Consider the following 22,711-nt stretch of genomic DNA (forward strand, 5'->3'; position numbering starts at 1 on the left):
CGAGGAGTCGATGGTCAGCGCCGGGGTGATCATCGACGGCGCCGCGGTGCACGGCTCGGTCGTCTCGCCGAACGTGCGCATGGAGCGCGGTGCCCGGGTCGAGGCGAGCGTGCTGATGGACGGCGTCCACATCGGTGAGGGCGCGATCGTGCGCCGGGCGATCCTGGACAAGAACGTCGTCGTCCCGCCGGGTGCCCGGATCGGGGTCGACCTCGACCACGACCGCGAGCGCTACCACGTCAGCGCCGGCGGCGTGACCGTGCTGGGCAAGGGCGCCCGCGCGATCCACTGAGGACCCTCGTGCCCCCCACCCTTCGCTCCGCTCACGGCGGGCCCCTGCACGAGGGCCTGACCGGCCCTGCGCCGCTGATCGTCACGCTGTTGCTGGACGACGAGGCGCAGGGCCGGTTCGACCGGCTGCGGGCGGCGCACTTCCCGGCCAGGCCCCTTCCAGGGGCCCGCCGCGAGCCTGCGAGTGGTGGGGAGGAAGGGGTGTTTCGACTGCAGGCGCACGTGACGCTGTTCCACGCGCTGCCCGGCGAGCACCTGGCCGACGTGTCGCGGGAGCTGGCCGAGGTCGCCGACCGCGCGCCGTTCGACGTCGCGGTGACCGGCGTCCGGTTCCTCGGCCGGGGGGTGGCGATCGACCTGGACGCCCCGGAGCTCACCGCGCTGCGGCGAGGGCTGGCCGGGGCCTTCGACCCGTGGCTGACCCGGCAGGACCGGCAGTGGTCGCGGCCGCACGTCACCGTGCAGAACAAGGTCTCACCGGACGTCGCCCGCGCGCTGTTCGCGGAGATGTCGGCGTCGTTCGTCCCGGAGACGGTCACCGCCCGCGGCCTCGGGCTGTGGGACTACCTGGGCGGCCCCTGGTCACCCGCGGGTGAGTTCTCCTTCCGTTGACGTCGCACGCTCCGTGCCAGGTGCGACTCAGCGGCTCTCGGTGTCGTGGCGGCTGCGCAGCTCGGCCAGGAGCTCGGGGGTGACCTCGGCGCCCGCGGCGGCGGCGGCGTGCACGTCGCGGGAGTACTGCTCGTAGCCCGGCGGGGTGCAGAGGCACAGCGCGACCGCCGGGGTGTCGGGGGAGGCGTTGCGGTAGCCGTGCACCGACCCGCGCGGGGCAGCCGCCAGGTCGCCGGCGGTCAGCGCCGTCTCGCCGTCCGCGGTCGCCAGGGTCAGGGTGCCGGCGAGCACGTGGAAGTGCTCGTCGTGCGACCCGTGCACGTGCGGCCGCGCCCCGACGGTCGAGGGCGGGAAACCGCTCGACGCCCAGCCGGCCGCTGGTCACCTGGAACAGCGGAAGGACCCCTCTGCCTCCCGCACCTTGCAAGCTCGGCGCGGGACCCTGCAGTGGGGCCGAAGAGCTGGGGTGAGGCGGCGTCAGGTCCGCTTGGTGGCGACCAGCAGACCAGTGCCGACGGGCAGCACCGCGCAGGTCAGCGTCTCGTCCTCACGCAGCGTGCGGGCGATCTCCCGCCAGGCCACGGTCTGCTCGTCACGGGCTGCGCGGTCGGCGATCCGGCCGTCGGCGAGCAGGCCGAGGCAGACCAACGACCCGCCGCGGCGGATCAGCCCGAGCAGGCCGGCCAGGTGGCCGGAGTACTCCAACGGCGGGCTGGCGCAGGTCACCAGGTCGTAGGCGCCGGGCGACAGCCGGGGGAGCACCTCGCCCGGTGTCCCGAAGATCATCCGCGTGCGCCCGCTCGGGACGCCGGCCTCGGTGAAGGCCCGCCGGGCCGCGCGCTGCTCGGCGGGGTCGCCGTCCAGCGAGGTGAGGACGCCGTCCCGGCGCATGCCCTCCAGCAGCCACAGCCCCGCGACGCCGCCACCGCTGCCCAGCGAGACGACCGACCGGGCGTCACCGCCGGCGGCCAGCACGGCGAGGGCGGCCCCGACCGCGGGCTCGACCGGCAGCGCCGTGCCCAGCTCGGTGGCCGCGGTGACGGCGCGGTGGCGGGCCGCGGCCATGGCCGGGGACTCGACGGCGAAGCTGTCGGCGTAGGCCGCAGCGCTGGTCGGGGAGCCGCCGGTGGGGGGCGGTCCGGCAACGCTGGTCACCGGACGAGGGTAGTGGCGCACGGGGGCTGCGTGCCCGGGCGGGGGCGGTCCGACACCCCGCGTCCCGGGCTGCCTGGCAACTGCCTGTGGGTCCGCCCGGCCGGGAACACCGGCATCGAGCCCGTCCGTTGGACCGGACGTGCGTCTGTCGCGTACCACCAGCCCGCAGTCCCCTCCGCCGTCCACCGAGCAGCCCACCCCCGCTGGGGAGGTGTCCACGGCGGACGTCTGCGATCCTGGCGGTGTGACCGGAGCAGCCGCCACCGAGCCCGCGGGCACGGCGCTGCCCGACGCCGCCGGCGTGGACGCCTGGGTCGCCCCCACGTGGGAGCAGGTCGTCCGCGACCACTCGGCCCGTGTCTACCGGCTGGCCTACCGCCTCTCGGGCAACCAGCAGGACGCCGAGGACCTCACGCAGGAGACCTTCGTCCGCGTGTTCCGCTCGCTGGCCGACTTCTCCCCGGGCACCTTCGAGGGCTGGCTGCACCGCATCACCACGAACCTGTTCCTGGACATGGTCCGGCGCCGTCAGCGCATCCGCTTCGACGCGCTGCCCGAGGACACCGAGCGGCTGCCCGGCTCCGCGCCGTCGCCGGAGCAGGTCTACGCCGACACCCACCTCGACCCGCAGATCCAGGCCGCGCTGGACAAGCTGTCGCCGGAGTTCCGCGTGGCCGTCGTCCTCTGCGACATCGAGGGCCTCACGTACGAGGAGATCTCGGCGACGCTGGGCATCAAGCTGGGCACCGTGCGCAGCCGCATCCACCGTGGCCGCGTGCAGCTGCGCGAGGCCCTGGCCCACCTCGCCCCGGGCCGCGTCCCGGTCCCCGCGGAGGGCCTGCGGTGAGCGAGCGCGACCAGTCCGACGAGCGCCGCCTCGGTGGCATCGTGAGCATCCCGCCCAGCCACCTCGCCCAGGAGGCCGTCGCGGCCCTGGTCGACGGCGAGCTCTCCGGAGGTGCTGCGGCCCGCGCGGCCCGGCACCTGTCCGGCTGCGCGCAGTGCCGGATGGCGGTCGCCGCCCAGCGCGAGGCCAAGGACGCCCTGCAGCACGACGGCGGCCTCGACGTCCCGTGCGACCTGCTGTCCCGGCTCAAGGCCATCCCGTTCACCGCCGACGTGCCCGGCGCCGGTGGTCTGGGCGGCCTCAGCGCTGGCGCCGACGGCCTCACCACCAGCGGTGCCGGCGGCTCGTGGGCCATCCCGCTCACCCCGCCCGAGCCCGCACCCGTCCGTCCCGACCACGGCTCCCGCTGGCTGCGCCGCGGCATGACCGGGGCGCTGGCCGGCATCGGTCTCGGTGTCGCCGTGCTCGCCGTCGGCCTGCCCGCCTCCGAGGCCCCGCCCGCCGCCTCCGAGCCGCGTGGACCGGTGGCCGGCGCCGTCGACCGCACCGTGCCGACCGAGCGCACCGACATCGTGCCCCCGGTGGTGCGCACGCTCACCGTCGGCTCGACCAGCACCCTGCCCCCGGGCGGGACGCCCTGAGCGAGACCTCCGGCAGCCCGGACGACCAGGCGAGGGTCTTCGGTCGGCCCCGGGGGACGACGGGCGCCTTCGCGCCGTCGGACTCCCGGCTCCAGCCGAGCACCCCGCCGGCGCCCGAGCCGCACCCGGCGCAGCAGGCCGCCTTCGGCCGCCCACAGGAGGTCGCCGGGTCCTTCGGTGCCGACCGGCCCGTCGCACCGCCGCCCCCCACCCCGCCGCCGCCCCCCGAGGCGGTGCTGCGGGCGTTCGCCCCGCGCGGTGGCGCGACCGGCCTCGGTGAGCCGCCCGGCGGTCGGGGCCCGCGCCGCCGGACCGCTGCCGCGCCGTTCTGGAAGTCCGACGCGGACGCCGACCCGTGGCGGGACCCGCACGCGCCCGCCGGCCTCGGCGCGCCCGCCGCGTTCCCCCCCGAGGCCGACCAGCCCGGCCCGGTCGTCGTCGACGCGCAGGGCCGGCGCCGACTGCGACTGCGCGACGTGTCCGTGCGGCTCACCGTGCTCGCGCTCCTGGCGCTGCTGCTGGTGGGCGCCACCGGCGGGGCGACGGCGTGGTGGCTGGGCCGCACCGCCGACGAGCAGCCCCTGCTGGCCCCCGGCACGCAGCTCTCGGAGGTCTCGCCCGGCGTCAGCCGCGAGCCCGGCTCGGTCGCCGACATCGCCGGGCGGGTGAGCCCGGCCGTGGTCTCCATCGAGGTCAGCCTGGCCAACGCCGGCGCCACCGGCTCGGGTGTGGTGGTCGACCCCGCGGGCGGCTACATCGTCACCAACAACCACGTCGTCTCCGGCGCCGCCGACGACGAGGAGGCCGAGATCCGCGCGGTCTTCAGCGACGGCAGCGGCTCCGCGGCCACCATCGTCGGCCGCGACCCGGCCAGCGACCTCGCCGTCCTCAAGGTCGACAAGCCCGGGCTGGTCGGCGCGACGCTGGGGGAGTCCGAGGCCCTCGTCGTCGGCGACCCAGTCGTGGCGATCGGCTCCCCGTTGGGCCTGGCCGGCACGGTCACCACCGGCATCGTCAGCGCGCTGGACCGGCCGGTGCGGCTGTCCGGCGAGGGCAGCGACACCAACGCGGTGATCAGCGCCGTGCAGACCGACGCGCCGATCAACCCGGGCAACTCCGGCGGCGCCCTCGTCGACGGCACGGGCGCGGTCATCGGCATCAACACCGCGATCGCCTCCCTCGGCGGCAACGGCACCACCGGCGGCTCGATCGGCCTGGGCTTCGCCATCCCGATCGACACGGTGCGCGACATCTCCGAGGAGCTCATCGCCACCGGGACGGCGGTGCACGCCAGCCTCGGCGTCAACGCCCGCTCGGTCACCGACGGCACCCGCGACGGTGCCCTGGTGCTCAACGTCGAGCCCGGCAGCGGTGCCGCCGAGGCCGGGGTGGAGGAGCAGGACGTCGTGATCGCGGTCGACGGCCAGGCGGTGGCCAGCTCCGAGGAGCTGGTGGTCGCGGTCGACGCCCACGACCCCGGCGACACGGTGACGCTGGAACTGGTGCGCGGCGGCGACTCCCGCGAGGTGCAGGTCGTCCTCGACACCGCCTGAGGCAGGACTCCCTCACCACTCGCAGGCTCGTGGCGGGACCCTGCCGAGCCGGCGGAGCGTGAGGAGGACGGGGTCCGTCGTCCGCTGTTGGGGCTGCGCTCAGCTGCTGGTCAGGCGGCCCACCTACGCTGGTCACGACCGCGTTGCGCGGCAGGGCGCGAGGAGGAGCGGTGTTCAACTCGATCGGCTGGGGCGAGATCGTCGTCCTGGCGCTGGCTGCCCTGTTCATCTTCGGCCCCGACCGGCTCCCTGGCCTGGCCAAGGACGCCGCGACCGGCCTCAAGAAGGCCCGTGAGGCGATCACCGGTGTCCGTGGGCAGCTGCACGACACCCTCGGCGACGACTTCGACCACCTGCGCGACGTCGACCTGCGCCAGTACCACCCGAAGACGTTCATCCGGAACCAGCTGCTGGGTGACGACGAGGACCCGTCGGTCAAGCCCAGCGCCACCGGCGCCACGGCGGCCGGCGCGGTGCGGATGACGAAGACCGCGGCCCGCCGCGACTCCACCGTCCCACCGCCGTTCGACGTCGACGCCACCTGACGCCGCGCCCCACCCGCTGACGCAGCAGAGGCCGGCCTCCCCGAGGGGAGACCGGCCCCTGTGGGCGGTGCTGTTACCTGCTGACGGGGGTGAGTCCCAGCGGCATGCCGGCCAGACCACGCTGGCGGACGGTGAGCCCGACGGCGATCTTCTCCAGCGCCTGCGCCGCGGGGGCGTCGGGCTGGGCGAGCACGATCGGGGCACCGGCGTCGCCGGCCTCGCGCAGCCGGGTGTCCAGCGGGATCTGGCCGAGCAGCGGCACCCGGGCGCCGAGCACCTTGGTCAGCGCGTCGGAGACGGCCTGGCCGCCGCCGGACCCGAACAGCTCCATGCGCGAGCCATCGGGCAGGTCCAGCCAGGACATGTTCTCGATGACGCCGACCACCCGCTGGTTGGTCTGGGTGGCGATCGCGCCGGCCCGCTCGGCGACCTCGGCGGCGGCCAGCTGGGGCGTGGTCACCACCAGGATCTCGGCGTTGGGCACCAGCTGGGCCAGCGAGATCGCGACGTCACCGGTGCCCGGGGGCAGGTCCAGCAGCAGGACGTCCAGGTCGCCCCACCACACGTCGGCGAGGAACTGCTGCAGCGCGCGGTGCAGCATCGGGCCACGCCACACGACCGGGGTGTTGCCCGGGGTGAACATGCCGATCGAGATGACCTTCACGCCGTAGGACTGCGGCGGCATGATCATGTTCTCGACCTGGGTCGGCTTGTCCTCGCAGCCGAGCATGCGGGGCACCGAGTGGCCGTAGATGTCGGCGTCGACGACGCCCACGGACAGGCCGCGGCGGGCCATCGAGGCGGCCAGGTTGACCGTGACGCTGGACTTGCCGACGCCGCCCTTGCCGGAGGCGACCGCGAACACGCGGGTCAGCGAGCCGGGCTGGGCGAAGGGCACGACGGGGTCGGCGGCGTCGGTGCCGCGCACGGTCTTGCGCAGCTCGGTGCGCTGCTCGTCGTTCATCACGTCCAGGCCGACCTGCACGGCGGTCACGCCGGGCACCCGGATGACGGCCTCGGTGACGCGGTCGGTGATGGTGTCGCGCATGGGGCAGCCGGAGACGGTCAGGTAGACCTCGACGCGGACCACGCCCGGGTCGCCCCCGACGCCGATCTGCACGTCCTTGATCATGCCCAGCTCGGGCAGCGGACGGTTGATCTCCGGGTCCTGGACGGTCGCCAGGGCAGCGACCACGGCGTCCAGCGCCGGCGAGCCGGTGAGCGTGTCGGACATGCGGGGTGAGTCTCCTTCGACGGGGGGCCCGCGGGAGGCGGCTCCCAGGGAGCTCGCGCGCGGACGTCCTCACTGTACGGCGGGCCGGACGGGCGTTCCGGGCAGAAGGGTGTGACGCAGGCCAACCCCCGCACCGGTCGCTAGGGTCGCCGCCGTGTCCTCACCCGCCCGGTCCGCGACCCTGCGCGACTCGCTCGGCCTCGGGCTCGCGGTGGGTCTCTACGGCGTCGCCTTCGGGGCGGCCGCGGTGGGGGCGGGGCTGTCGACCTGGCAGGCGGTCGCGCTGTCGGCGCTGATGTTCACCGGTGCCTCCCAGTTCGCGCTGGTGGGCGTGCTGGGTGCGGGGGGCGGTGCGTTCGCCGCGGTCGGCAGCGCCCTGCTGCTGGGCTCCCGCAACACCCTCTACGGCGTCCGGCTGGCGCCGATGCTCAGCCCCCGGGGCTGGCTGCGGCGGGCCGGGGCGGCGCAGTTGGTGATCGACGAGTCGACGGCGATGGCCGTCGCCGCACCCGACCGCGCGCTGGGCCGGCTGGCGTTCTGGGTCACCGGCGGGTCGGTCTACGTCTGCTGGACGGCGATGACGGTGGTCGGCGCGCTCGGCGCCGGCGGGCTGGGGGAGACCGCGCAGGCGGCGCTGGACGCCGTCGTCCCGGCGGCCTTCCTCGCGCTGCTGTGGCCGCGGCTGCGGCGCACCGCGACCGAGGCGGCGGTGCAGCGGCGGGTCGCGCTGGGAGGTGCGGTGATCGCCCTGGCGCTGACGCCGTTCGTGCCCGCCGGCCTGCAGGTGGTGCTCGCCGTCTTCGCCGTCCTGCTGGCCGGGCGGCCGCGACCGGTGGCGACGGCGTGAGCGACGGGACGCTGTGGGTCGTCGTCCTCGCCGGTGCGCTGGGCTGCTACCTGCTCAAGCTCGCCGGGCTGTCGGTGCCGGCCGCCTGGGTCGAGCACCCGCTGGTCACCCGGGTCGTGGAGTTCGTGCCCGCGGCGCTGCTGGCCGCCCTGGTCGCGGTGCAGGCGGCGACGTCCGGGCGCGACCTGGTGCTCGACGGGCGGCTGGTCGGGCTGGCGGTGGCGGCGCTCGCGCTGGCGCTGCGGGCGCCGTTCATCGTCGTCATCGTGCTGGCCGGCGCGGCTGGGGCGCTGGTCCACGTCCTCGTGGGCTGACCAGCGCCCCGGCCGCCGGGGCTCAGTGCGCCATCGGCAGCTGGGCCTCGGACTCCAGGCGCTCCGCGCCGGAGGTGGTCTGCAGCGGCTTCTCCCTGATGAAGAGCACCACCAGCAGGGCCAGCGCCGCGAGCGGGGTGGCGATGAGGAACAGCTCGGCGGTCGCGTCGCCGTAGGCGTTCTGCACCACCGTCTGCACCTCCGGCGGCAGGCTGGCGACGTCCGGGACGGCGGCGCCCTCACCGGACGACGAGCCGCCGAGCACCGACAGCTCGCTGGCCACGCGGCTGGCCAGCACCGCACCCAGGACGCTGACGCCGATCGTGCCGCCCAGGCTGCGGAAGAACGACAGCACCGAGGTGGCCGAACCCAGCTGGCGGGCCGGCACGTCGTTCTGCGCGGCGAGCACCAGGTTCTGCATCAGCATGCCGACGCCCACGCCCATCACGGCCATGTAGGCGCCGATCAGCCACATCGAGGTGTCCGCGCCGATGGTCGCCAGCAGGCCGAAGCCGACGGTCATCAGGGCCGCACCGGCGACGAGGTACCGCTTCCAGAGGCCGGTCTTGGTGATCAGTGCACCGGCGACGGTGGAGGAGACCAGCAGCCCGGCGATCATCGGCAGCGACAGCAGCCCGGCCGCCGTGGGGGAGTAGCCGCGCGAGATCTGGAAGTACTGGGAGAGGAAGACGGTCCCGCCGAACATCGCGATGCCCACCAGGGCGGAGGCGACGACGGTGAGGGTGACGGTGCGGTTGCGGAAGATGTCCAGCGGGATGATCGGCTCGGCCACCTTGGACTCGACCAGCACGGCGAGGGCGAGCAGCACCAGCGAGCCGCCGACCATGAGCGCGGTCGTGCCCGACAGCCAGTCGAAGTCGTTGCCGGCCAGGGTGACCCAGACGAGCAGCAGGCTGATGCCGGCGGTGATGAGCAGGGCGCCCAACCAGTCGACCCGCACGTCGCGGCGCACGGTCTTCAGCTTCAGCGTCTTCTGCAGCAGCACGATCGCGGCCAGCGCGAACGGCACGCCCATGAAGAAGCACCAGCGCCAGCCCAGCCAGGACGTGTCGACGATGACGCCACCGATCAGCGGCCCGGCGACGGTGGCGACGGCGAAGACCGCACCGAAGATGCCGGCGTACCGGCCCAGCTCGCGCGGCGGGATCATCGCGGCCATCACGATCTGCACGAGCGCGGTGAGGCCACCGGCGCCGGCGCCCTGGATGACGCGGGCGATGATCAGCGTGGTCGTGTCCTGGGAGAAGCCGGCGAGCAGCGAGCCGGCGACGAACAGGCCCAGGGAGAGCTGGACGAGGAGCTTCTGGCTCACCAGGTCGGCGAGCTTGCCCCACAGCGGCACGGTCACCGTCATCGCCAGCAGCTCGGCGGTGACCACCCAGGTGTAGATCGACTGACTGCCGCCCAGGTCGGAGATGATCGTGGGCAGGGCGTTGGAGACGACGGTCGCGGCCAGGATCGACACGAAGATGCCCATCATCAGGCCCGACAGCGCCTGCAGCACCTCCCGTCGGCTCATCGCGGCCCGGGTGGTGGCCGCCCCGGGCTCGGTGGTGGTGGTCATGCTGCTCCAGTCGGTCGTCGGGATCGGGTCGAGTGGGCGGCGGGCAGGCCGGCGGCGACGGCGTCGAGCGCCTCGTCGGCCAGCGCCGTCAGCGGGGTGGTGCCGCCCTGGGCGTGCCAGCGCAGCAGGCTGACCCGCAGGGCGGCGGAGACGACGGCGCTCAGCAGCGCGGGCAGCAGGTCGGTGTCGGCGTCGGCACCGGTGCGCTCGGCCACGGCGAGGGCGAACTCGCGCTCGTCGGTGGCGCTCATCTCCACCAGTCGGGGCAGCAGTGACGGGGTGCTCATCAGCACGGTCATCCGCTCGCGCAGACCGGCCGGGTCGGCCTCGAGCTCGACCAGCTCGGCCCGCGCCGCCGCGCGGACGGCGGCGAACGGGGCCAGGTCGGCGGGCACGGCGCGCAGCCGGGTGGACAGCCGCGGCTGGTCGGGGCCGCCGGGCTGCAGCAGCGACTCCTCCTTGCTGGAGAAGTAGTTGAAGAAGGTCCGGTAGGACACGTCGGCCGCCGCGGCGATCGCCTCGACCGTGACGTGCTCCCAGCCCCGGTCGACCGCCAGCCGCACCGTCGCGGCCGCCAGGGCGGCCCGGGTGTCGGCCTTCTTGCGCTCGCGCAGGCCCAGTTCGGTCACCGGACGAGCATCGGACTTCCTTGCACAGTGTGCAAGGTTGCCGAGTGTGCATCCGATCACCCGGGACGGCGCGGCGGTCGGCCGGCGGCGGCGCGCCCCGACACCATCGGCGGCATGACCGCACCGGTGCGCGTGCCCACCCGTGCGCCGGCTCTCGTGCTGGCGGGAGCCGGTGGGGCCGCTGCCGGGGTCGCCGCCAAGGCCGCCGACTTCTCCAGCTGGCGCTGGGCGAACGACCTCGGGCACTACCCGGCCGCGTGGGTGCTGGTCGTCGCGCTGATCGGGTGGCGGGCCCCGTCCCTGCGGGCGGCCGCGGTGCGGTCGGCCGTCTTCTTCGCCGCGATGAGCCTCAGCTACTACACCTGGGCCGCACTGGTGCTCGACCGTGGCTGGGAGCTGCGGCTGCTGGTCGCCTGGGAGGTGCTGTCGGCGACCGCCGTGCCGGTCACGGCCGCCGCCGGCCACGTCGCCACCCGCCGCACCGGCTGGCTGCCCGGCGCCATGCTGGCGATGGCGGCCGGCATCGCACTCGGCGGCGGGGTGCTGGCCGGCCCCGGCGCCCACCCGGTGCAGGCGGTCGTGGACGTCGTCGTCGCCGTCGTGCTGGTCGTCGTCCTGCCGCGGGACGGGCGCACCCGGCTGTGGGCGGTCGCGCTGACAGGACCGCTGACCTGGGTGGCCGCCCAGCTGCTCGACGTCCTGCGATCGCTGCTGGACTGACCGGCGTGGTCAGCGCGCTGGGTCGTTGAGCCCCTCGGCGGCCTCGCGGCGCTTCTTCTTCTGCTTCTTGCGCTCGGCGGCCTCCTCCGAGGTCTCCTCGGGCATCAGCCGGTTGATCTCGCCGCGGATGAAGTCGCGGGTGGCGAGCTCACCGACCGAGACGCGCAGCGAGGCGAGCTCGCGGGCCAGGTACTCGGTGTCGGCGCGGGTCTGGAACGACCGCTCCCGGTCCTCCTCGGCCTGCACCCGGTCGCGGTCGGCCTGCCGGTTCTGCGCGAGCAGGATCAGCGGCGCGGCGTAGGCGGCCTGGGTGGAGAAGGCCAGGTTGAGCAGGATGAACGGGTAGGGGTCCCAGCGCAGGTTCACCGCGACCACGTTCAGCACGATCCAGACGATCACGATGATCGTCTGGACGGCGAGGAACCGGCCGGTGCCCAGGAACCGGGCGATGCCCTCGGCGAACTTGCCGACCGCGTCGGGGTCCAGCTTCAGGAACTGGGCGAAGGACCGGCTGCCCCGTGGCTGGTCCAGGCGCTGGTCGGCGCGGCGGTCGTCAGCCACGTCGGGCCCGCTCCCGCCAGTCCTCGGGCAGCAGGTGGTCCAGGACGTCGTCCACGCTCACCGCGCCGACGAGCCGGCCCTGCGGGTCGACGACGGGGGCGGCCACCAGGTTGTAGGTGGCGAAGTAGCGGGTGACCTCGGCCAGCGGCGCCTCCGGGCGCAGCGGCTCCAGGTCGTCGAGCACCCCGCTCACCAGCGTCGAGGGTGGCTCGCGCAGCAGCGCCTGGATGTGCGCCAGGCCCAGGTAGCGGCCGGTCGGGGTGGCCGAGGGCGCCCGGCAGACGTAGACCTGGCTGGCCAGCGCGGGGGTGAGCTCCGGGGCGCGCACCCGGGCCAGCGCCTCGGCGATCGTCGCGTCGGGGGTGAGGATGACCGGCTCGCTGGTCATAATGCCGCCGGCGGTGTCCTCGGAGTACTTCAGCAGCTGACGGACCGGCTCGGCCTCGTCGGGCTCCATCAGCTCCAGCATGCGTTCGCGGTCGACGTTGGACAGCTCCGCGAGCAGGTCCGCGGCGTCGTCGGGGTCCATCTCCTCCAGGACGTCGGCGGCCCGCCGCTCCTCCAGCGTGCCGAGGATGACGATCTGCTCGGCCTCGGGCAGCTCACCGAGCACGTCGGCCAGCCGCTCGTCGTCCATCGCCTCGGCGACCTCGTGCCGCCGCTTGATCGGCAGCTCCTGCAGGGCGTGGGCCACGTCGGCGGCGTTGAGCTCGCGGTAGGTGGCGATGAGGGTCTCAGCGCTCTGCCCGGTCTCGGGCAGGGCCAGCCCGCTGACCTCGTCCCACGCCACCTGGTGCAGCTGGCCGCGCCGTCGGAAGCCGCCGGGCTCCTGGACGGCGAGCCGGGACAGCACCCAGTCGCCGGTGCGGGTCTGCTCGATGGCGGCGTCGACGACGACGGCCGCGCGCTCGGGCTCGCTCATGGTGACGCGGCGGTCCAGCAGCTCGCCGAGGACCAGCGTCTCGCCGGCCCGCTGCTCGAACCGCTTGAGGTTCAGCGTGCCCGACGACAGCCGCACCGAGCCCGCGTCCAGCCCGGTCACCCGGCCCATCGGGCAAAAGATCCGGCGGCGGGCGACGACCTCGATGATCAGCCCCAGCACGCGCGGCGTGGCGCTGCCGACCCGCAGCGCGACGAGCACGTCGCGCACCTTCCCGACCCGGTCGCCGTTGGGGTCGAAGACGGTCAACCCGGCCACCCGGGAGACATAAGCCCTCGTCACCGTGGTCACGAGTCGGAAGGCTACCGTCGCCGTCGTGACGGCTCCGGGACCCGACCAGCTGGACTACGAGGTCGTGGACGTGTTCGCGGCGCGGCCGTTCAGCGGCAACCAGCTCGCGGTGGTGCTGGACGCCGACGGGCTGAGCACGGACCAGTGCCAGGCGCTGGCCGCCGAGTTCGGCTACTCCGAGTCCACGTTCGTCAGCGCGCCCACCGTGCCGGGCGCCGACTACCGGGTGCGGATCTTCACCCCGCGCACCGAGCTGCCCTTCGCCGGGCACCCCTCCGTCGGCACCGCGCACACCCTCGTCCGGCTCGGCCGGCTGCCCGCCGGGGTGGTGCGCCAGGAGTGCGGCGCGGGGGTGGTCGAGGTCGCGGTGGACGACGCCGGCGCCCGGCTGACCGGCGGGACCGTGTCGCTGCGACCCGGCCCGGACGCCGCCGTCCTGGCCGCGGCGCTGGGGCTGACCGACGCCGACGTCACCGGGCGCCCCGTGCACCTGGTCGGCTGCGGCATCGACTTCGCCCAGCTCGAGGTGCACCCCGGTGCGCTCGGCCGGGCCGTCCCCGACCCGGCCGCGTTGACGGCACTGCTGCCCGGCGTCCAGGGCGGGGTGTCGGTGCTCGCCTGGGACGCCGCCACCGGCTCGGGCACGGTGCGCGTGTTCGCCGACGGTCTGGACCACGCCGAGGACCCGGCCACCGGCTCCGCGGCGCTGGGCACCGGCATCTGGCTGGCGGCCGTGGGGCTGGCCGGCGAGGGCGTCACCGACTACACGCTGGCGCAGGGCGCGGCCGTCGGGCGGCCCTCGGTGCTCTCCGGCCGGGTCCGGGTCACCGACGGCGCGGTCACCGAGGTCAGCGTCGCCGGCGCGGTGCAGCCGATCGCCGCGGGCCGGGTGCGGGTGCCGCGGTGAACGAGCCCGCCTCGACCCTCCAGCGAGCGCCCTCGCAGGCGTGGGCGGTGCACCGGCCCGGCGGGCGGGACGTCGCGCTGATGGCCGTCGCGGTCGTCGGCGTCTCGTTCTCCGGGCCGCTGACCGCGCTCGTGGCCACCTCCTTCCTGGCCATCGCGTTCTGGCGGAACGCCGCCGGCGCGGTGCTGCTGCTGCCGGTGCTGCTGGCCGAGCGGGCGACGCTCACCGGCCTGCGCCCGCGGCAGCTCACCAGCTCACTCGTCGCCGGGCTGTTCCTCGCCGCGCACTTCGCCGCCTGGCTGCCCAGCCTGTCGATGACCACGGTCGCGGCGTCCACCGCCCTGGTGACCACCACCCCGATCTGGACGGCGCTGGCCGCCCGTGTGTCCGGCGTGCACCTGCCCCGGCAGGTCTGGTGGGGGCTGGCGCTGGCGGTGTTCGGGGCCGCGCTCATCGCCGGGGTCGACGTGGCAGTGTCCTGGCGGGCGCTGGCCGGTGACGGGCTGGCGCTGCTGGGTGCGATCTGCGCCGGCGGCTACATGCTGGCCGGCGCCCGGGCCCGGGAGCGGCTGAGCACCTCGGCCTACGCGGTGGTCTGCTACTCGACCTGCGCGGTCGCCCTGGCCGTCGCCGCCGTCGTCGCCGACGTGCCACTGACCGGGTTCAGCGCGCGCGACTGGTGGCTGATCGCGGCGATCACCTTCTGCGCCCAGCTGCTCGGGCACACGCTGCTGAACCTGGTGCTCTCCTCGGTCGGCCCGACCGTGGTGGGGCTGGCGATCCTGCTGGAGGTGCCCGGCGCGCTGTTGGTCGCGCTGGTGCTGCTGGACCAGGTGCCGCCGCTGCTCGCGGTGCCCGGCATGGTCGCCGTCGTGATCGGGGTGGCGTTGGTCATCCGCGCCGGGCGGCCCTCGCCGGTGGTCGAGCCGGTCACCTGAGCGCAGATCAGCCCAGCGAGCCGTTCGCGATCGCGTTCAGCGCCACGACCCAGACGACGATGCCGAGCACCAGCAGCGTGCTGACGATGCCGCCGACCACCACCGCGGCCAGCGCGAGCCCGTCACCGCCCTCACCGGTCTGCCGGATCTGCCGGCGCGCGACGATGCCGAGCGCGAGCCCGACCGGGGCCAGGACGCCGAAGAAGCACAGCACCAGCGCGATCGGGGCGAGCTGGTTGGTCGGCCGGCGCCAGCCGTGGCCGGGCGGCGGGCTCCAGTTCGGGGGCGGGCCGTAGCCGGGAGGCGGCCCGTAGCCCGGGGGCGGGCCGTAGGCGGGCGGCGGTCCCCAGGACGGCGCGTCGGTGGGGCGGGCGTGCTCGGGGCTCATGCCGTCCTCTCCTGGCCGTGGGTCGACCCGGCCAGTGTGCCGGTCAGCCGCCGATCGCCGCGGCAGGCAGCGCGGACATGCGGGTCGCGATCGCCCGGCCGGCCGCCGTCGTGATGGCCGGGTCGTCGCCGATCAGCACCGACAGCACCTGGCCGACGGCCTGGGCCACCACGACCTGGGTGGTGCCGTCGGCCAGCTGGTACTGGAAGACGACGCTCATCTCGGCCAGGCCCTCGGCGCTCGGGGCGGGCTGGAACGTGTACGTGTCCGGCGGGCAGCTGCTGAACGCCGCGACCAGCTCCCGGACGGCGCTGCTCGCGGCCTCGGCGGTGTCGTAGCTGATCGCCTCGGACGACAGCTGCGCGGCACCCGCCGGGTCCACCGCGACCACCGGCTGCTTGCTGGTGCGGTGCACCTCGGAGCCGAAGCGCTGGTCGCAGATGCCGTCGAGGCTGGGGTTGTCGGCGATGGCCGTGCCCTCGCCCAGCGGGTTGGCCTGCACCGTCCAGCCGGCCGGGAGGTCGGTGGCGCGCAGCGCGATCGCGACCGCGGCGCCGGCCGGGTCCCGCGCGGCTGCCGGGTCGGCGTCGGCGGAGGCAGCCTCCGCGGCCTCCGCCGCACTCGGCTCGGCGGTGGCGGTGGGGGTCGACTCGGCGGTGGCGGTGGGGCCCAGCGTGGGTGCGGACGTCGCCGTGCTGCTGGCCGCGGCCGGGGGAGCGTCGTCCGACCCGGTGCAGCCGGTGAGGGTCAGCGCCGTCGCGACGGCCAGGGGGAGCAGGAGACGCCTCACCCCGCCGACGGTAGCCCCGGGGTCCGGGGGCTGGAGGTCGGTCCGTCGACAGTCGAGCCCTGCCCCCAGGTGGGGGCAGGGCTCGACTGTCAGGGAGCTGGTCGTCGGTCCGCCGCGCCGACCTCGAGGACGGCGGAGATGACGTGCCGGCGGTGGGCGCTCAGGTCGGCGAACAGGCCGGGGGCTGCGTCGAAGGGGACGACGTCGGTGACCACGGCGGCACGGACGGCGTCGCCGTGGTCGGCCAGCAGCGCGAGCGTCTCGTGCGAGAGCCGCCGCCGGTCCCACAGGTGCGCCAGCCCGCGGGGCACCCGGCCGATCTGGGCGCAGCGCAGCGACAGCCCGTTGTGGTGGAACTCCTCGCCGAGGGCCACCTCGCCGGCGCCGCCGGTGTAGAAGGCCAGGTCGACGACGGTGCCCTGGGGGCGCAGGCAGCGCAGCGCGGTGGCCAGCGCCGACGCCGTCCCGCGGCACTGGAACACCACGTCGGCGCCCCGGTCGCCCGCGGCGTGCCGCCAGCGGGTCTTCAGCTCCCGGGCCAGCTCCGGGGTGCTGTCGACCGCCTCGAGCCCGAGCGCGACGGCGGCCTCCCGGCGGGCCGGGGTCGGGTCGGCGACCACCACCTCGGCCGCGCCGTGCGCCCGGGCCAGCAGCCCGACGAGCAGCCCGATCGCCCCGCCACCGGTGACCAGGACCAGCCGGCCGCGCACCCCGTCGCCGAGCTCGCTGCCGCCCACGTCCGCAGCGGCGTGCAGCAGCCCGTTGGCGCAGATCGGCCCGAGGTGGGCGGCGAAGACGCCGAGCAGCGGGTCCAGCCCGGAGGGCAGCCGGACCACGTTCTGCGCCAGCGGGTCGCCGTGCACGACGGTCGAGTGGCCGTAGGCCATGGCCACCACCGCGCCCTCGGCGACGGCCGACGTCCGGGAGTCGGTGACCCGGGCGACCTCCATGTAGCCCAGCCGCTCGACCGGGAAGCCCTGCGCGGGCCGGTCGCGGTCGAACAGGCCCAGGTCGGCGTCCCAGCCGGCGGAGAAGTACGGGCTCGTGCCGCGGTACCAGGTGAGCTCGGTGCCGGCGGAGACGCCGCTGAACAGCGTCTCGGCGCGGAAGCGCCCCTCGGCCAGCGCCGGCTCGGGCGTCTCGACGACCGCCAGCTCCCCGGCCCGGGGCACCACCAGCGTGCGCACCACCCCGCTCACGCGCCGGCCACCCGGACGGTGGTGCCGGTGCGGGTGGCCTCGGCGACCGCCCAGGCCAGCCGGTGGGTGCGCAGCGCCTCGGCGACGTCGACCAGGCCCGCCGGCGCCGGCTGCCCGGCGAGCACGTCGAGGAAGGCGCGGTCGACCGCGGTGCGGGCGTCGACGGTGGGCTCGCCGTGCTCCTCGCCGTCCCGGGTGCGCACGTGCAGCGTCGTCTCGGTGAGCTCGACGGCGATCCCGTCCCCGGCCAGCTCCAGGCCCGCGGCGGTGAACACGGGCAGCACGCAGGAGGTGCTCACCGTGCCGACGGCCCCCGAGGCCAGCCGGAGCACCGCGGCGGTGGCGTCCGGCACGTCGCGCCCCTCGGTGGTCGAGGGCGCGGCCCCGCCGACGACCTCGGTGACCTCGCCGCCCAGCACCCGGACGAGGTCGAGGACGTGGGTGGCCTGCTCCACGACCTGGCCGCCGGACCGGTCGTGCCGGCTCCACCACGCCGGCGGGGGAGTGGTGCCCCACCAGCGGGCGCTGAGCAGCCGCAGCTCGTGGCCGGCGAGCGCGGTCCGGGCCCGGTCGACGGTGTCCAGGTGCCGCCAGTGGTAGCCGGTGGCGGTGGGCAGTGTGGCCCGCGCGACCAGGTCGGCGACCTCTTCGGCCACCGCGAGGTCGGCGGCGAGCGGCTTCTCGACGAAGAACGGCACCCCGGCCCGGGCCACCGTGCGCTCCAGCTCGCCGTGGGCGAAGGGCGGCACGCAGAGCCAGACGCCGTCCAGGCCCCGGGCCAGCAGCTCGTCGAGACCGGCGACCGCCTCCGCGCCCACCTCGGCCGCCAGCGCCTCGGCGGCGGGGAACGCGGGGTCGCTCACCGCGACCAGCTCGACGTCGTCGAACCCGGCCAGGGTGCGGGCGTGCCGGGCACCGACACCGCCGGCCCCGACGAGTGCCACACGCAGGGTCATGCCGACGTCCACTCGGTGTGCCGGGGGCCGGCGGCGGGGCCGTCCAGGGAGGTCATGCCGGGGATCGTGCCGGTTCCCGGCGTCCAGCGCCTGTCCTCGGGGGCCCCGTCCGTGCCAGCATGCGCACCGACCGTCGGCACGCCGCCGGTCGCCGTCGGTGCGCTGCGCCGCCGGGGTGCGACGCGCACGGCGGCGACGCCGGCGACGAGGGGAGCAGACCCTGTGACCACCACCGGAGCCGTTCGACCGCACCGCGCCCCGCCGGGCGCACCCACCGGGTCACCCACATGAAGATCCTGATGGACGCCGGCCCGTGGCTGCCGGTGCCGCCGGTCGGTTACGGCGGACTGGAGAACGTCGTCGCCACCCTCACCACCGAGCTGCGCCGCCGCGGGCACCGCGTCGTCCTGGCCGCCTCCGGCGACAGCCTGCAGGACGCCGACGGCCTCGTGTCCGCCTTCCCGACCGGCCAGTTCGCGCGGCTGGCGGCCCCGTACCCGCACGTGGTCGGGGCGGCGCACGCCCACGCCCAGGCGGTCGTCGCGGCGGTACAGCAGCACGCCGCGGCCGGGGACCCCTTCGACGTGGTGCACACCCACCTGGAGGTCGTCGGCCCGGCGGTGCTGGCTGCCCTGGGCGACACCGCCCCGCCGGTGCTGCACACCCTGCACTGGGACCTGCGCCGCAACGCCGACTTCTACGGCTCCTTCGACGGCGGGGGGCGGGTGCACTTCGTCGGCGTCTCGGCCTCCCAGGTGGCGCGGGGCCAGGTGCGGTTGAGACGGCAGACGCTGGGCGCGGTGCCGCTGTCGGTGCCGATCCCCGACACGCTGCCGGCCAGCCCGGGGGAGCGGGACGCCTCGGTGCTGGTGCTCTCCCGGATGTGCGAGGACAAGGGCACCGACATCGCGCTGCGCGCCTGCCGCGCCGCCGGGGTGCCGCTGCTGCTGGCCGGCCCGGTCGGCGGGCTGCCGGACCGGGCCGCGCTGGAGGCGGCGCTGGCCGACCCGGCGTCCCCGGTGCGCGGGTACCCCGACGTCCGCTGGTTCCTCGAGCACGTCGACCCGCTGCTGGACGGCGAGCACGCCCGCTGGATCGGCAGCGTCGACGGCGCCGAGAAGGCCGAGCTGCTGCGCCGGGCGCGGGCGGTGCTGTTCCCGCTCCGCTGGGACGAGCCCGGCGGAACCGCCGTCTGCGAGGCGCTCGCGGCCGGCACCCCGGTGGTCGCCATGGCCCGCGGCTGCCTGCCCGACCTGGTCGAGGACGGCGTCACCGGCTTCCTCGCCGAGACCGAGGCCGGGTTCACCGCCGCGCTCGGCCGGCTCGACGAGCTCGACCCGGCCGCGTGCGCGGACACCGCCCGCCGCCGCTTCACCCCGACGGCGATGGCCCAGGCCTACGAGCGGCTCTACGCCCAGGTGCGCCGCCGCGCGCTGCTGCGCCTCGCCCCGCGGCAGGTGCCCCGGGCGCGGACGGGAGGCCTGCCGGTCACCGGCCGCTGAGGCCCGGGCGCGAGCCGTGCCGTGCCGACGGGGCAGCTGTGGACCACTGGGGCGCAGGGGGTCGACACGCGCGACGGTCCCGCGGCGGTGCTGCTGGGCCGGCTCGCCACGCGGCCAGCATCACCGGCATGTCGATCGACCACGACCCCATGGTGGCTGCCCCGGTCCCGACCGGGCCGACGCGGGCCTGGGCGGAGGTCGAGCGCGAGCAGTTCGCCTACCAGATGCTCGTGCAGCGCGGGACGGGGACGAACGGGCTGCTCTGGCAGACCCCCAGCCTCGCCCTGGCCGCCCAGGCGTTCCTGCTGACGCTCTCCCTCGGGGAGGACACCATCCGGCCGGTCCGGATCGTGGTCAGCGTGCTGGGCATGGCGATCGGCTTCATGTCCATGCAGCTCATGGCCAAGCAACACTGGTACTACGAGCTCGACCAGGCAGAGCTGCGCCGTCTCGAGCGGGTGCTCGACCTGCCGCCGATCGCCCACCGGGTCGACCAGATCGAGTCCCACGGCACGATCGGCTGGGCGCCCACCCGTTCGGCCGCGCGCCGGGACCGCATGGCCTGGCGGAACAGGGTGTGGGCCCTGCCGTGGGTCAACCTCAAGAGCTACGGCGTCTGGCAGTCCGGCCTGTGCCTCATCGCGCTGGCCAACGCCGCCGTCCTGGTCGCGGTGCTGGTGGTCCCCGACCTGCTCAACTGACCGGCGCGGTGTGTCCGGGACGACGGAACAGTTGGCTCGGGCAACACGCTGCCAGGTGGCATGAGAGCCGTCGCAGTCACTGAGTTCGGTGGGCCCGAGGCCCTGCACGTGATCGACCTGCCCGAGGAGCACGCCGGCCCCGGCCAGGTGCGCGTGCGGGTGACCGCCTTCGCGGTGAGCCCCACCGACACCAACCTCCGCTCCGGCTTCTACGCCGAGCGCGACGCGGTGAAGCAGCCCCCGTTCGTGCCCGGCATGGACGCCGCCGGTGTGCTCGTCGAGATCGGGGAGGGCGTCGACACCGACCTGGCCGTCGGCGACCACGTGATGGCGGTCGTCGTCCCGACCGGTGCGCACGGCGCCTACCGCGAGGACCTCGTGCTGCCCGCCCGGTCGATCGCCCGGGTGCCCGCCGGCGTCGACGACGTCGCCGCCTCGACCCTGCCGATGAACGGCCTCACCGCCGTCCTCGCGCTGGACTCCATGCAGCTGCAGCCCGGCCAGGTGCTGGCCGTCACCGGCGCCGCCGGCGCGTTCGGTGGCTACACGATCCAGCTGGCCAAGGCCGCCGGGCTCACCGTCGTCGCCGACGCCAAGCCCGAGGACACCGAGCTCGTCCGCTCCTTCGGTGCCGACATGGTCGTCCCACGCGGGGACGACGTCGCCGCCGCGATCCGCGCGCAGTTCCCCGACGGCGTCGACGGCCTGGCCGACGGCGCGGTCCAGGACGACGTGGCCCTGCCGGCGGTCAAGGACGGCGGCGCGGTGGTCACCGTCCGCGGGTACGCCGGCAACGGCGAGCGCGGGCTGCGGTTCTTCCCCGTGTTCGTCGGCACGTACGCCGAGGAGCAGGAGAAGCTGGACGACCTGCGGGTCGCGGTGGAGAAGGGCGTGGTCACCCTGCGGGTGGCCGACACCTTCCCCGCCGATCAGGCCGCCGAGGCCCACCGCCGGCTCGAGGCCGGTGGCGTCCGCGGTCGCCTGGTCGTCACGTTCTGACGGGTCGCTGATCGCGCGCGGCTCGACCCCCGTGCGGCGGGGTCGAGCCGCGTGCGCCCGCGGCTCGACCCTGCCCGGCGCGGGTCGAGCCGGTCACGGCACGTGCTCAGCTCAGGTGCTTGGCGGCCTCGCGGCGGGAGAGCGGGCTGAGCTCTTGCTCGTCGAGGAAGCGGCGGACCCAGTCGGGGTCGGTCTTGGTCAGGTCGCGCAGCGCCCAGCCGATCGCCTTGCGGACGAAGAACTCACCGTCGGCGGCGTTGACCTCGACCACCTCGGCCAGCAGCGCGGTGTCGGTGCGGTCGCGGGCGCCGAGCTGGGCGATGACGGCGCTGCGGCGCAGCCAGCGGTCGGGGGAGCGGGCCCAGTCGCGCAGCACCGGGTGCATCGTCGCCGGGTGGGTCAGCAGCAGGTCGCGGACGCGCGGCTGGACACCGTCCACCAGGTCCCACCAGGCGCCGGTGGTGATCATCTCCTCGTACAACGGGAGCAGGGCCAGCTGCTTGCGGGCCAGCGGTAGGCCGGTCAACGCGACCGCCGCGTAGCGCTCCTCGCGGTGGACGGCGCTGCGCCAGAGCACGGCGGACGCCTCCTCCAACTCGTCCACCGTGGCGGGCGGGGACGCCGTGGCTGCCGCGGCGGTGAGCCGGCGGACCTCGGGCAGTCGCACGCCGAGGCAGGGTTCCGTCGTCTTCAGGTAGGCCTGCATGCCGCGGGCCCGGTCAGGGTCGCCGGCCTCACGGAGGGCGGCGCGCACCGTGGGCACCAGCCCGTCGAGGACCATGCCGGCGATCCTGCCCGGACGACGGGCTTCGCGGGAGGCTTCAGGGTCTGTAGGCAGGCCTGTGGCCGGGGGTCGACCGCCCCGGACGGGTGAGGAGTGCGCGCTGTCGGATTGTACCCAACCGACCACGGGCAGTGAGCGGTCGACCGTCCTCGCCGCTGCACTGGAGACCTCATGCGCACCCGCCCCGCCGCCCTCGTCCTCGCCACCGCCGCCGTCGCGGTGTCCCTCGGTCTGACCGGGTGCTCGTCGGGTGAGGCCGCCGCGGCCGCCGCGGCGCAGGAGCAGCGCAACGACGCCGTCCAGGAGCTGTCGGCCGCGCAGGGCGCCACCCTGGTGCCGGTGGCGGCCGAGATCGACCAGCTGAGCCGGGCCGAGCAGCGGGCTGTGCTGGCGATGGACACCGCCCGGAGTGCGGACGTCGCCGAGCAGATCGCCGCCTACGAGGCCCTGGCCGCCGCGATCGACGCTGCCCCCACTGCGGCCGCCGTCCGTGCCGCCGTCGCAAAGGCAGGGCTGGAGGTCGACCGCACCACCGGTTCGGAGGACGTCCTGGTCGGTTGACCGGGGCCGGTCCGGCAGCCGTTCACCGGACCGGGTGATCTCGGGCCGGAATTGTCACCCGTTGTCCACAAGCGCTCCCCGAACGGGCCGCACTTCCTCTTACAGTCGCTGCACTCAACTGTCGGATGGCTGCTCAACGGGGGTGTCGTGCCGGTCGCCAGCAACGTCGTCGATCTCGTCGACGGCGAGGTGCGCGAGCTCATCCGCCGCCGCGGCCTCGA

The 22,711-nt window shown here is 75.4% G+C and carries 26 protein-coding genes and 1 pseudogene; 15 read left to right on the forward strand and 12 right to left on the reverse strand.

Annotated features, from left to right (window positions below; all coding sequences use genetic code 11):
• Both GCU67_RS12790 and GCU67_RS12795 read left to right on the forward strand, forming a co-directional pair.
• On the forward strand, positions 1-292 hold a 292-nt coding region (locus GCU67_RS12790), incomplete at its 5' end, for a GlgC family sugar phosphate nucleotidyltransferase (protein WP_476738952.1).
• 8 nt (positions 293-300) lie between these two features.
• Entirely contained in the window at positions 301-903 is a 603-nt protein-coding gene (locus GCU67_RS12795) for a 2'-5' RNA ligase family protein (protein ID WP_338104980.1), read from the forward strand.
• A gap of 27 nt (positions 904-930) precedes the next feature.
• On the opposite strand, the pseudogene GCU67_RS12800 reads toward GCU67_RS12795, so the two are convergent.
• Both GCU67_RS12800 and GCU67_RS12805 read right to left on the reverse strand, forming a co-directional pair.
• Positions 931-1,245 (reverse strand): annotated as a pseudogene (locus GCU67_RS12800) (cupin domain-containing protein); the annotation flags it as partial.
• A 135-nt stretch (positions 1,246-1,380) separates the two neighbouring features.
• Positions 1,381-2,058, reverse strand: a complete 678-nt coding sequence (locus tag GCU67_RS12805) for an O-methyltransferase (RefSeq protein WP_163611616.1) — start codon at positions 2,056-2,058, stop codon at positions 1,381-1,383.
• A gap of 244 nt (positions 2,059-2,302) precedes the next feature.
• On the opposite strand from GCU67_RS12805, the gene sigE reads away from it, so the two are divergent.
• The 4 genes from sigE (at position 2,303) to GCU67_RS12825 (ending at position 5,644) form a co-directional block, all read left to right on the forward strand.
• On the forward strand, positions 2,303-2,905 hold the full coding sequence (gene sigE, locus GCU67_RS12810; RefSeq protein WP_163611617.1) for an RNA polymerase sigma factor SigE: 603 nt from the start codon (positions 2,303-2,305) through the stop codon (positions 2,903-2,905).
• On the forward strand, positions 2,902-3,546 hold the full coding sequence (locus GCU67_RS22460) for a zf-HC2 domain-containing protein (protein ID WP_338104981.1): 645 nt from the start codon (positions 2,902-2,904) through the stop codon (positions 3,544-3,546). Before sigE ends, GCU67_RS22460 begins: the two co-directional genes overlap by 4 nt.
• A gap of 233 nt (positions 3,547-3,779) precedes the next feature.
• Entirely contained in the window at positions 3,780-5,099 is a 1,320-nt protein-coding gene (locus GCU67_RS12820; RefSeq protein ID WP_163611618.1) for a trypsin-like peptidase domain-containing protein, read from the forward strand.
• Positions 5,100-5,269: 170 nt separating this feature from the next.
• Entirely contained in the window at positions 5,270-5,644 is a 375-nt protein-coding gene (locus tag GCU67_RS12825) for a twin-arginine translocase TatA/TatE family subunit (RefSeq protein ID WP_163611619.1), read from the forward strand.
• A gap of 73 nt (positions 5,645-5,717) precedes the next feature.
• Here GCU67_RS12825 and GCU67_RS12830 read toward each other — a convergent pair whose 3' ends face one another.
• Positions 5,718-6,878 carry an Mrp/NBP35 family ATP-binding protein gene (locus GCU67_RS12830; RefSeq protein ID WP_163611620.1) on the reverse strand — a complete coding sequence of 387 codons (1,161 nt, stop codon included), beginning with the start codon at positions 6,876-6,878 and terminating at the stop codon, positions 5,718-5,720.
• A 154-nt stretch (positions 6,879-7,032) separates the two neighbouring features.
• Here GCU67_RS12830 and GCU67_RS12835 point away from each other — a divergent pair, with 154 nt between their 5' ends.
• Positions 7,033-7,725 carry an AzlC family ABC transporter permease gene (locus GCU67_RS12835; RefSeq protein WP_163611621.1) on the forward strand — a complete coding sequence of 231 codons (693 nt, stop codon included), beginning with the start codon at positions 7,033-7,035 and terminating at the stop codon, positions 7,723-7,725.
• The gene (locus GCU67_RS12840) at positions 7,722-8,039 is read left to right on the forward strand and encodes an AzlD domain-containing protein (protein WP_163611622.1); all 318 of its coding nucleotides are present in this window, start codon (positions 7,722-7,724) and stop codon (positions 8,037-8,039) included. Before GCU67_RS12835 ends, GCU67_RS12840 begins: the two co-directional genes overlap by 4 nt.
• 22 nt (positions 8,040-8,061) lie before the next feature.
• Here GCU67_RS12840 and GCU67_RS12845 read toward each other — a convergent pair whose 3' ends face one another.
• Entirely contained in the window at positions 8,062-9,624 is a 1,563-nt protein-coding gene (locus GCU67_RS12845; RefSeq protein WP_211661300.1) for an MDR family MFS transporter, read from the reverse strand.
• The gene (locus GCU67_RS12850) at positions 9,621-10,253 is read right to left on the reverse strand and encodes an acyl-CoA-like ligand-binding transcription factor (protein WP_163611623.1); all 633 of its coding nucleotides are present in this window, start codon (positions 10,251-10,253) and stop codon (positions 9,621-9,623) included. The genes GCU67_RS12845 and GCU67_RS12850 overlap by 4 nt, the downstream gene beginning before the upstream one ends.
• Before the next feature lie 114 nt (positions 10,254-10,367).
• Between GCU67_RS12850 and GCU67_RS12855 the strand changes: the two genes are divergently transcribed.
• Positions 10,368-10,973 carry a DUF6518 family protein gene (locus GCU67_RS12855; protein WP_163611624.1) on the forward strand — a complete coding sequence of 202 codons (606 nt, stop codon included), beginning with the start codon at positions 10,368-10,370 and terminating at the stop codon, positions 10,971-10,973.
• 9 nt (positions 10,974-10,982) lie between these two features.
• Here the strand turns inward: GCU67_RS12855 and GCU67_RS12860 are convergent, their stop codons facing one another.
• Together GCU67_RS12860 and GCU67_RS12865 are read right to left on the reverse strand one after the other, a co-directional pair.
• Positions 10,983-11,534: a DUF1003 domain-containing protein gene (locus tag GCU67_RS12860; protein WP_163611625.1), complete on the reverse strand. Its 552-nt coding sequence runs from the start codon at positions 11,532-11,534 to the stop codon at positions 10,983-10,985.
• Positions 11,527-12,765 carry a magnesium transporter MgtE N-terminal domain-containing protein gene (locus GCU67_RS12865; RefSeq protein ID WP_163611626.1) on the reverse strand — a complete coding sequence of 413 codons (1,239 nt, stop codon included), beginning with the start codon at positions 12,763-12,765 and terminating at the stop codon, positions 11,527-11,529. Before GCU67_RS12865 ends, GCU67_RS12860 begins: the two co-directional genes overlap by 8 nt.
• Before the next feature lie 25 nt (positions 12,766-12,790).
• Between GCU67_RS12865 and GCU67_RS12870 the strand changes: the two genes are divergently transcribed.
• On the forward strand, positions 12,791-13,672 hold the full coding sequence (locus GCU67_RS12870) for a PhzF family phenazine biosynthesis isomerase (protein ID WP_163611627.1): 882 nt from the start codon (positions 12,791-12,793) through the stop codon (positions 13,670-13,672).
• A complete protein-coding gene (locus GCU67_RS12875; protein ID WP_338104982.1) occupies positions 13,669-14,610 on the forward strand; it encodes a DMT family transporter in 942 nt (313 codons plus the stop codon). Before GCU67_RS12870 ends, GCU67_RS12875 begins: the two co-directional genes overlap by 4 nt.
• 7 nt (positions 14,611-14,617) lie before the next feature.
• Here GCU67_RS12875 and GCU67_RS12880 read toward each other — a convergent pair whose 3' ends face one another.
• The 4 genes from GCU67_RS12880 to GCU67_RS12895 all read right to left on the reverse strand — a co-directional run bounded on the left by GCU67_RS12880 (position 14,618) and on the right by GCU67_RS12895 (position 17,943).
• Positions 14,618-14,998, reverse strand: coding sequence for a DUF4190 domain-containing protein (locus GCU67_RS12880; protein WP_163611628.1), 381 nt, complete (start codon positions 14,996-14,998; stop codon positions 14,618-14,620).
• A 43-nt stretch (positions 14,999-15,041) separates the two neighbouring features.
• Complete coding sequence (locus GCU67_RS12885; RefSeq protein ID WP_163611629.1) at positions 15,042-15,788, reverse strand: hypothetical protein; 747 nt, start codon at positions 15,786-15,788, stop codon at positions 15,042-15,044.
• A gap of 89 nt (positions 15,789-15,877) precedes the next feature.
• On the reverse strand, positions 15,878-16,987 hold the full coding sequence (locus GCU67_RS12890; RefSeq protein ID WP_163611630.1) for a zinc-binding dehydrogenase: 1,110 nt from the start codon (positions 16,985-16,987) through the stop codon (positions 15,878-15,880).
• Complete coding sequence (locus tag GCU67_RS12895; RefSeq protein ID WP_163611631.1) at positions 16,984-17,943, reverse strand: Gfo/Idh/MocA family protein; 960 nt, start codon at positions 17,941-17,943, stop codon at positions 16,984-16,986. The genes GCU67_RS12890 and GCU67_RS12895 overlap by 4 nt, the downstream gene beginning before the upstream one ends.
• Before the next feature lie 287 nt (positions 17,944-18,230).
• Here GCU67_RS12895 and GCU67_RS12900 point away from each other — a divergent pair, with 287 nt between their 5' ends.
• The 3 genes from GCU67_RS12900 (at position 18,231) to GCU67_RS12910 (ending at position 21,145) form a co-directional block, all read left to right on the forward strand.
• Positions 18,231-19,445, forward strand: a complete 1,215-nt coding sequence (locus tag GCU67_RS12900; protein ID WP_163611632.1) for a glycosyltransferase — start codon at positions 18,231-18,233, stop codon at positions 19,443-19,445.
• A gap of 128 nt (positions 19,446-19,573) precedes the next feature.
• Positions 19,574-20,146 carry a hypothetical protein gene (locus tag GCU67_RS12905; protein ID WP_163611633.1) on the forward strand — a complete coding sequence of 191 codons (573 nt, stop codon included), beginning with the start codon at positions 19,574-19,576 and terminating at the stop codon, positions 20,144-20,146.
• Positions 20,147-20,206: 60 nt separating this feature from the next.
• Entirely contained in the window at positions 20,207-21,145 is a 939-nt protein-coding gene (locus GCU67_RS12910) for an NADP-dependent oxidoreductase (protein ID WP_163611634.1), read from the forward strand.
• 106 nt (positions 21,146-21,251) lie between these two features.
• Here GCU67_RS12910 and GCU67_RS12915 read toward each other — a convergent pair whose 3' ends face one another.
• Positions 21,252-21,926 carry a DNA alkylation repair protein gene (locus GCU67_RS12915; protein ID WP_163611635.1) on the reverse strand — a complete coding sequence of 225 codons (675 nt, stop codon included), beginning with the start codon at positions 21,924-21,926 and terminating at the stop codon, positions 21,252-21,254.
• Between the two features lie 174 nt (positions 21,927-22,100).
• Between GCU67_RS12915 and GCU67_RS12920 the strand changes: the two genes are divergently transcribed.
• A complete protein-coding gene (locus GCU67_RS12920; protein WP_163611636.1) occupies positions 22,101-22,490 on the forward strand; it encodes a hypothetical protein in 390 nt (129 codons plus the stop codon).
• Positions 22,491-22,711 lie beyond the last annotated feature (221 nt).

Origin of the sequence: Modestobacter muralis (genome assembly GCF_010682105.1) — a bacterium.
GTDB classification, from domain to species: domain Bacteria; phylum Actinomycetota; class Actinomycetes; order Mycobacteriales; family Geodermatophilaceae; genus Modestobacter; species Modestobacter muralis.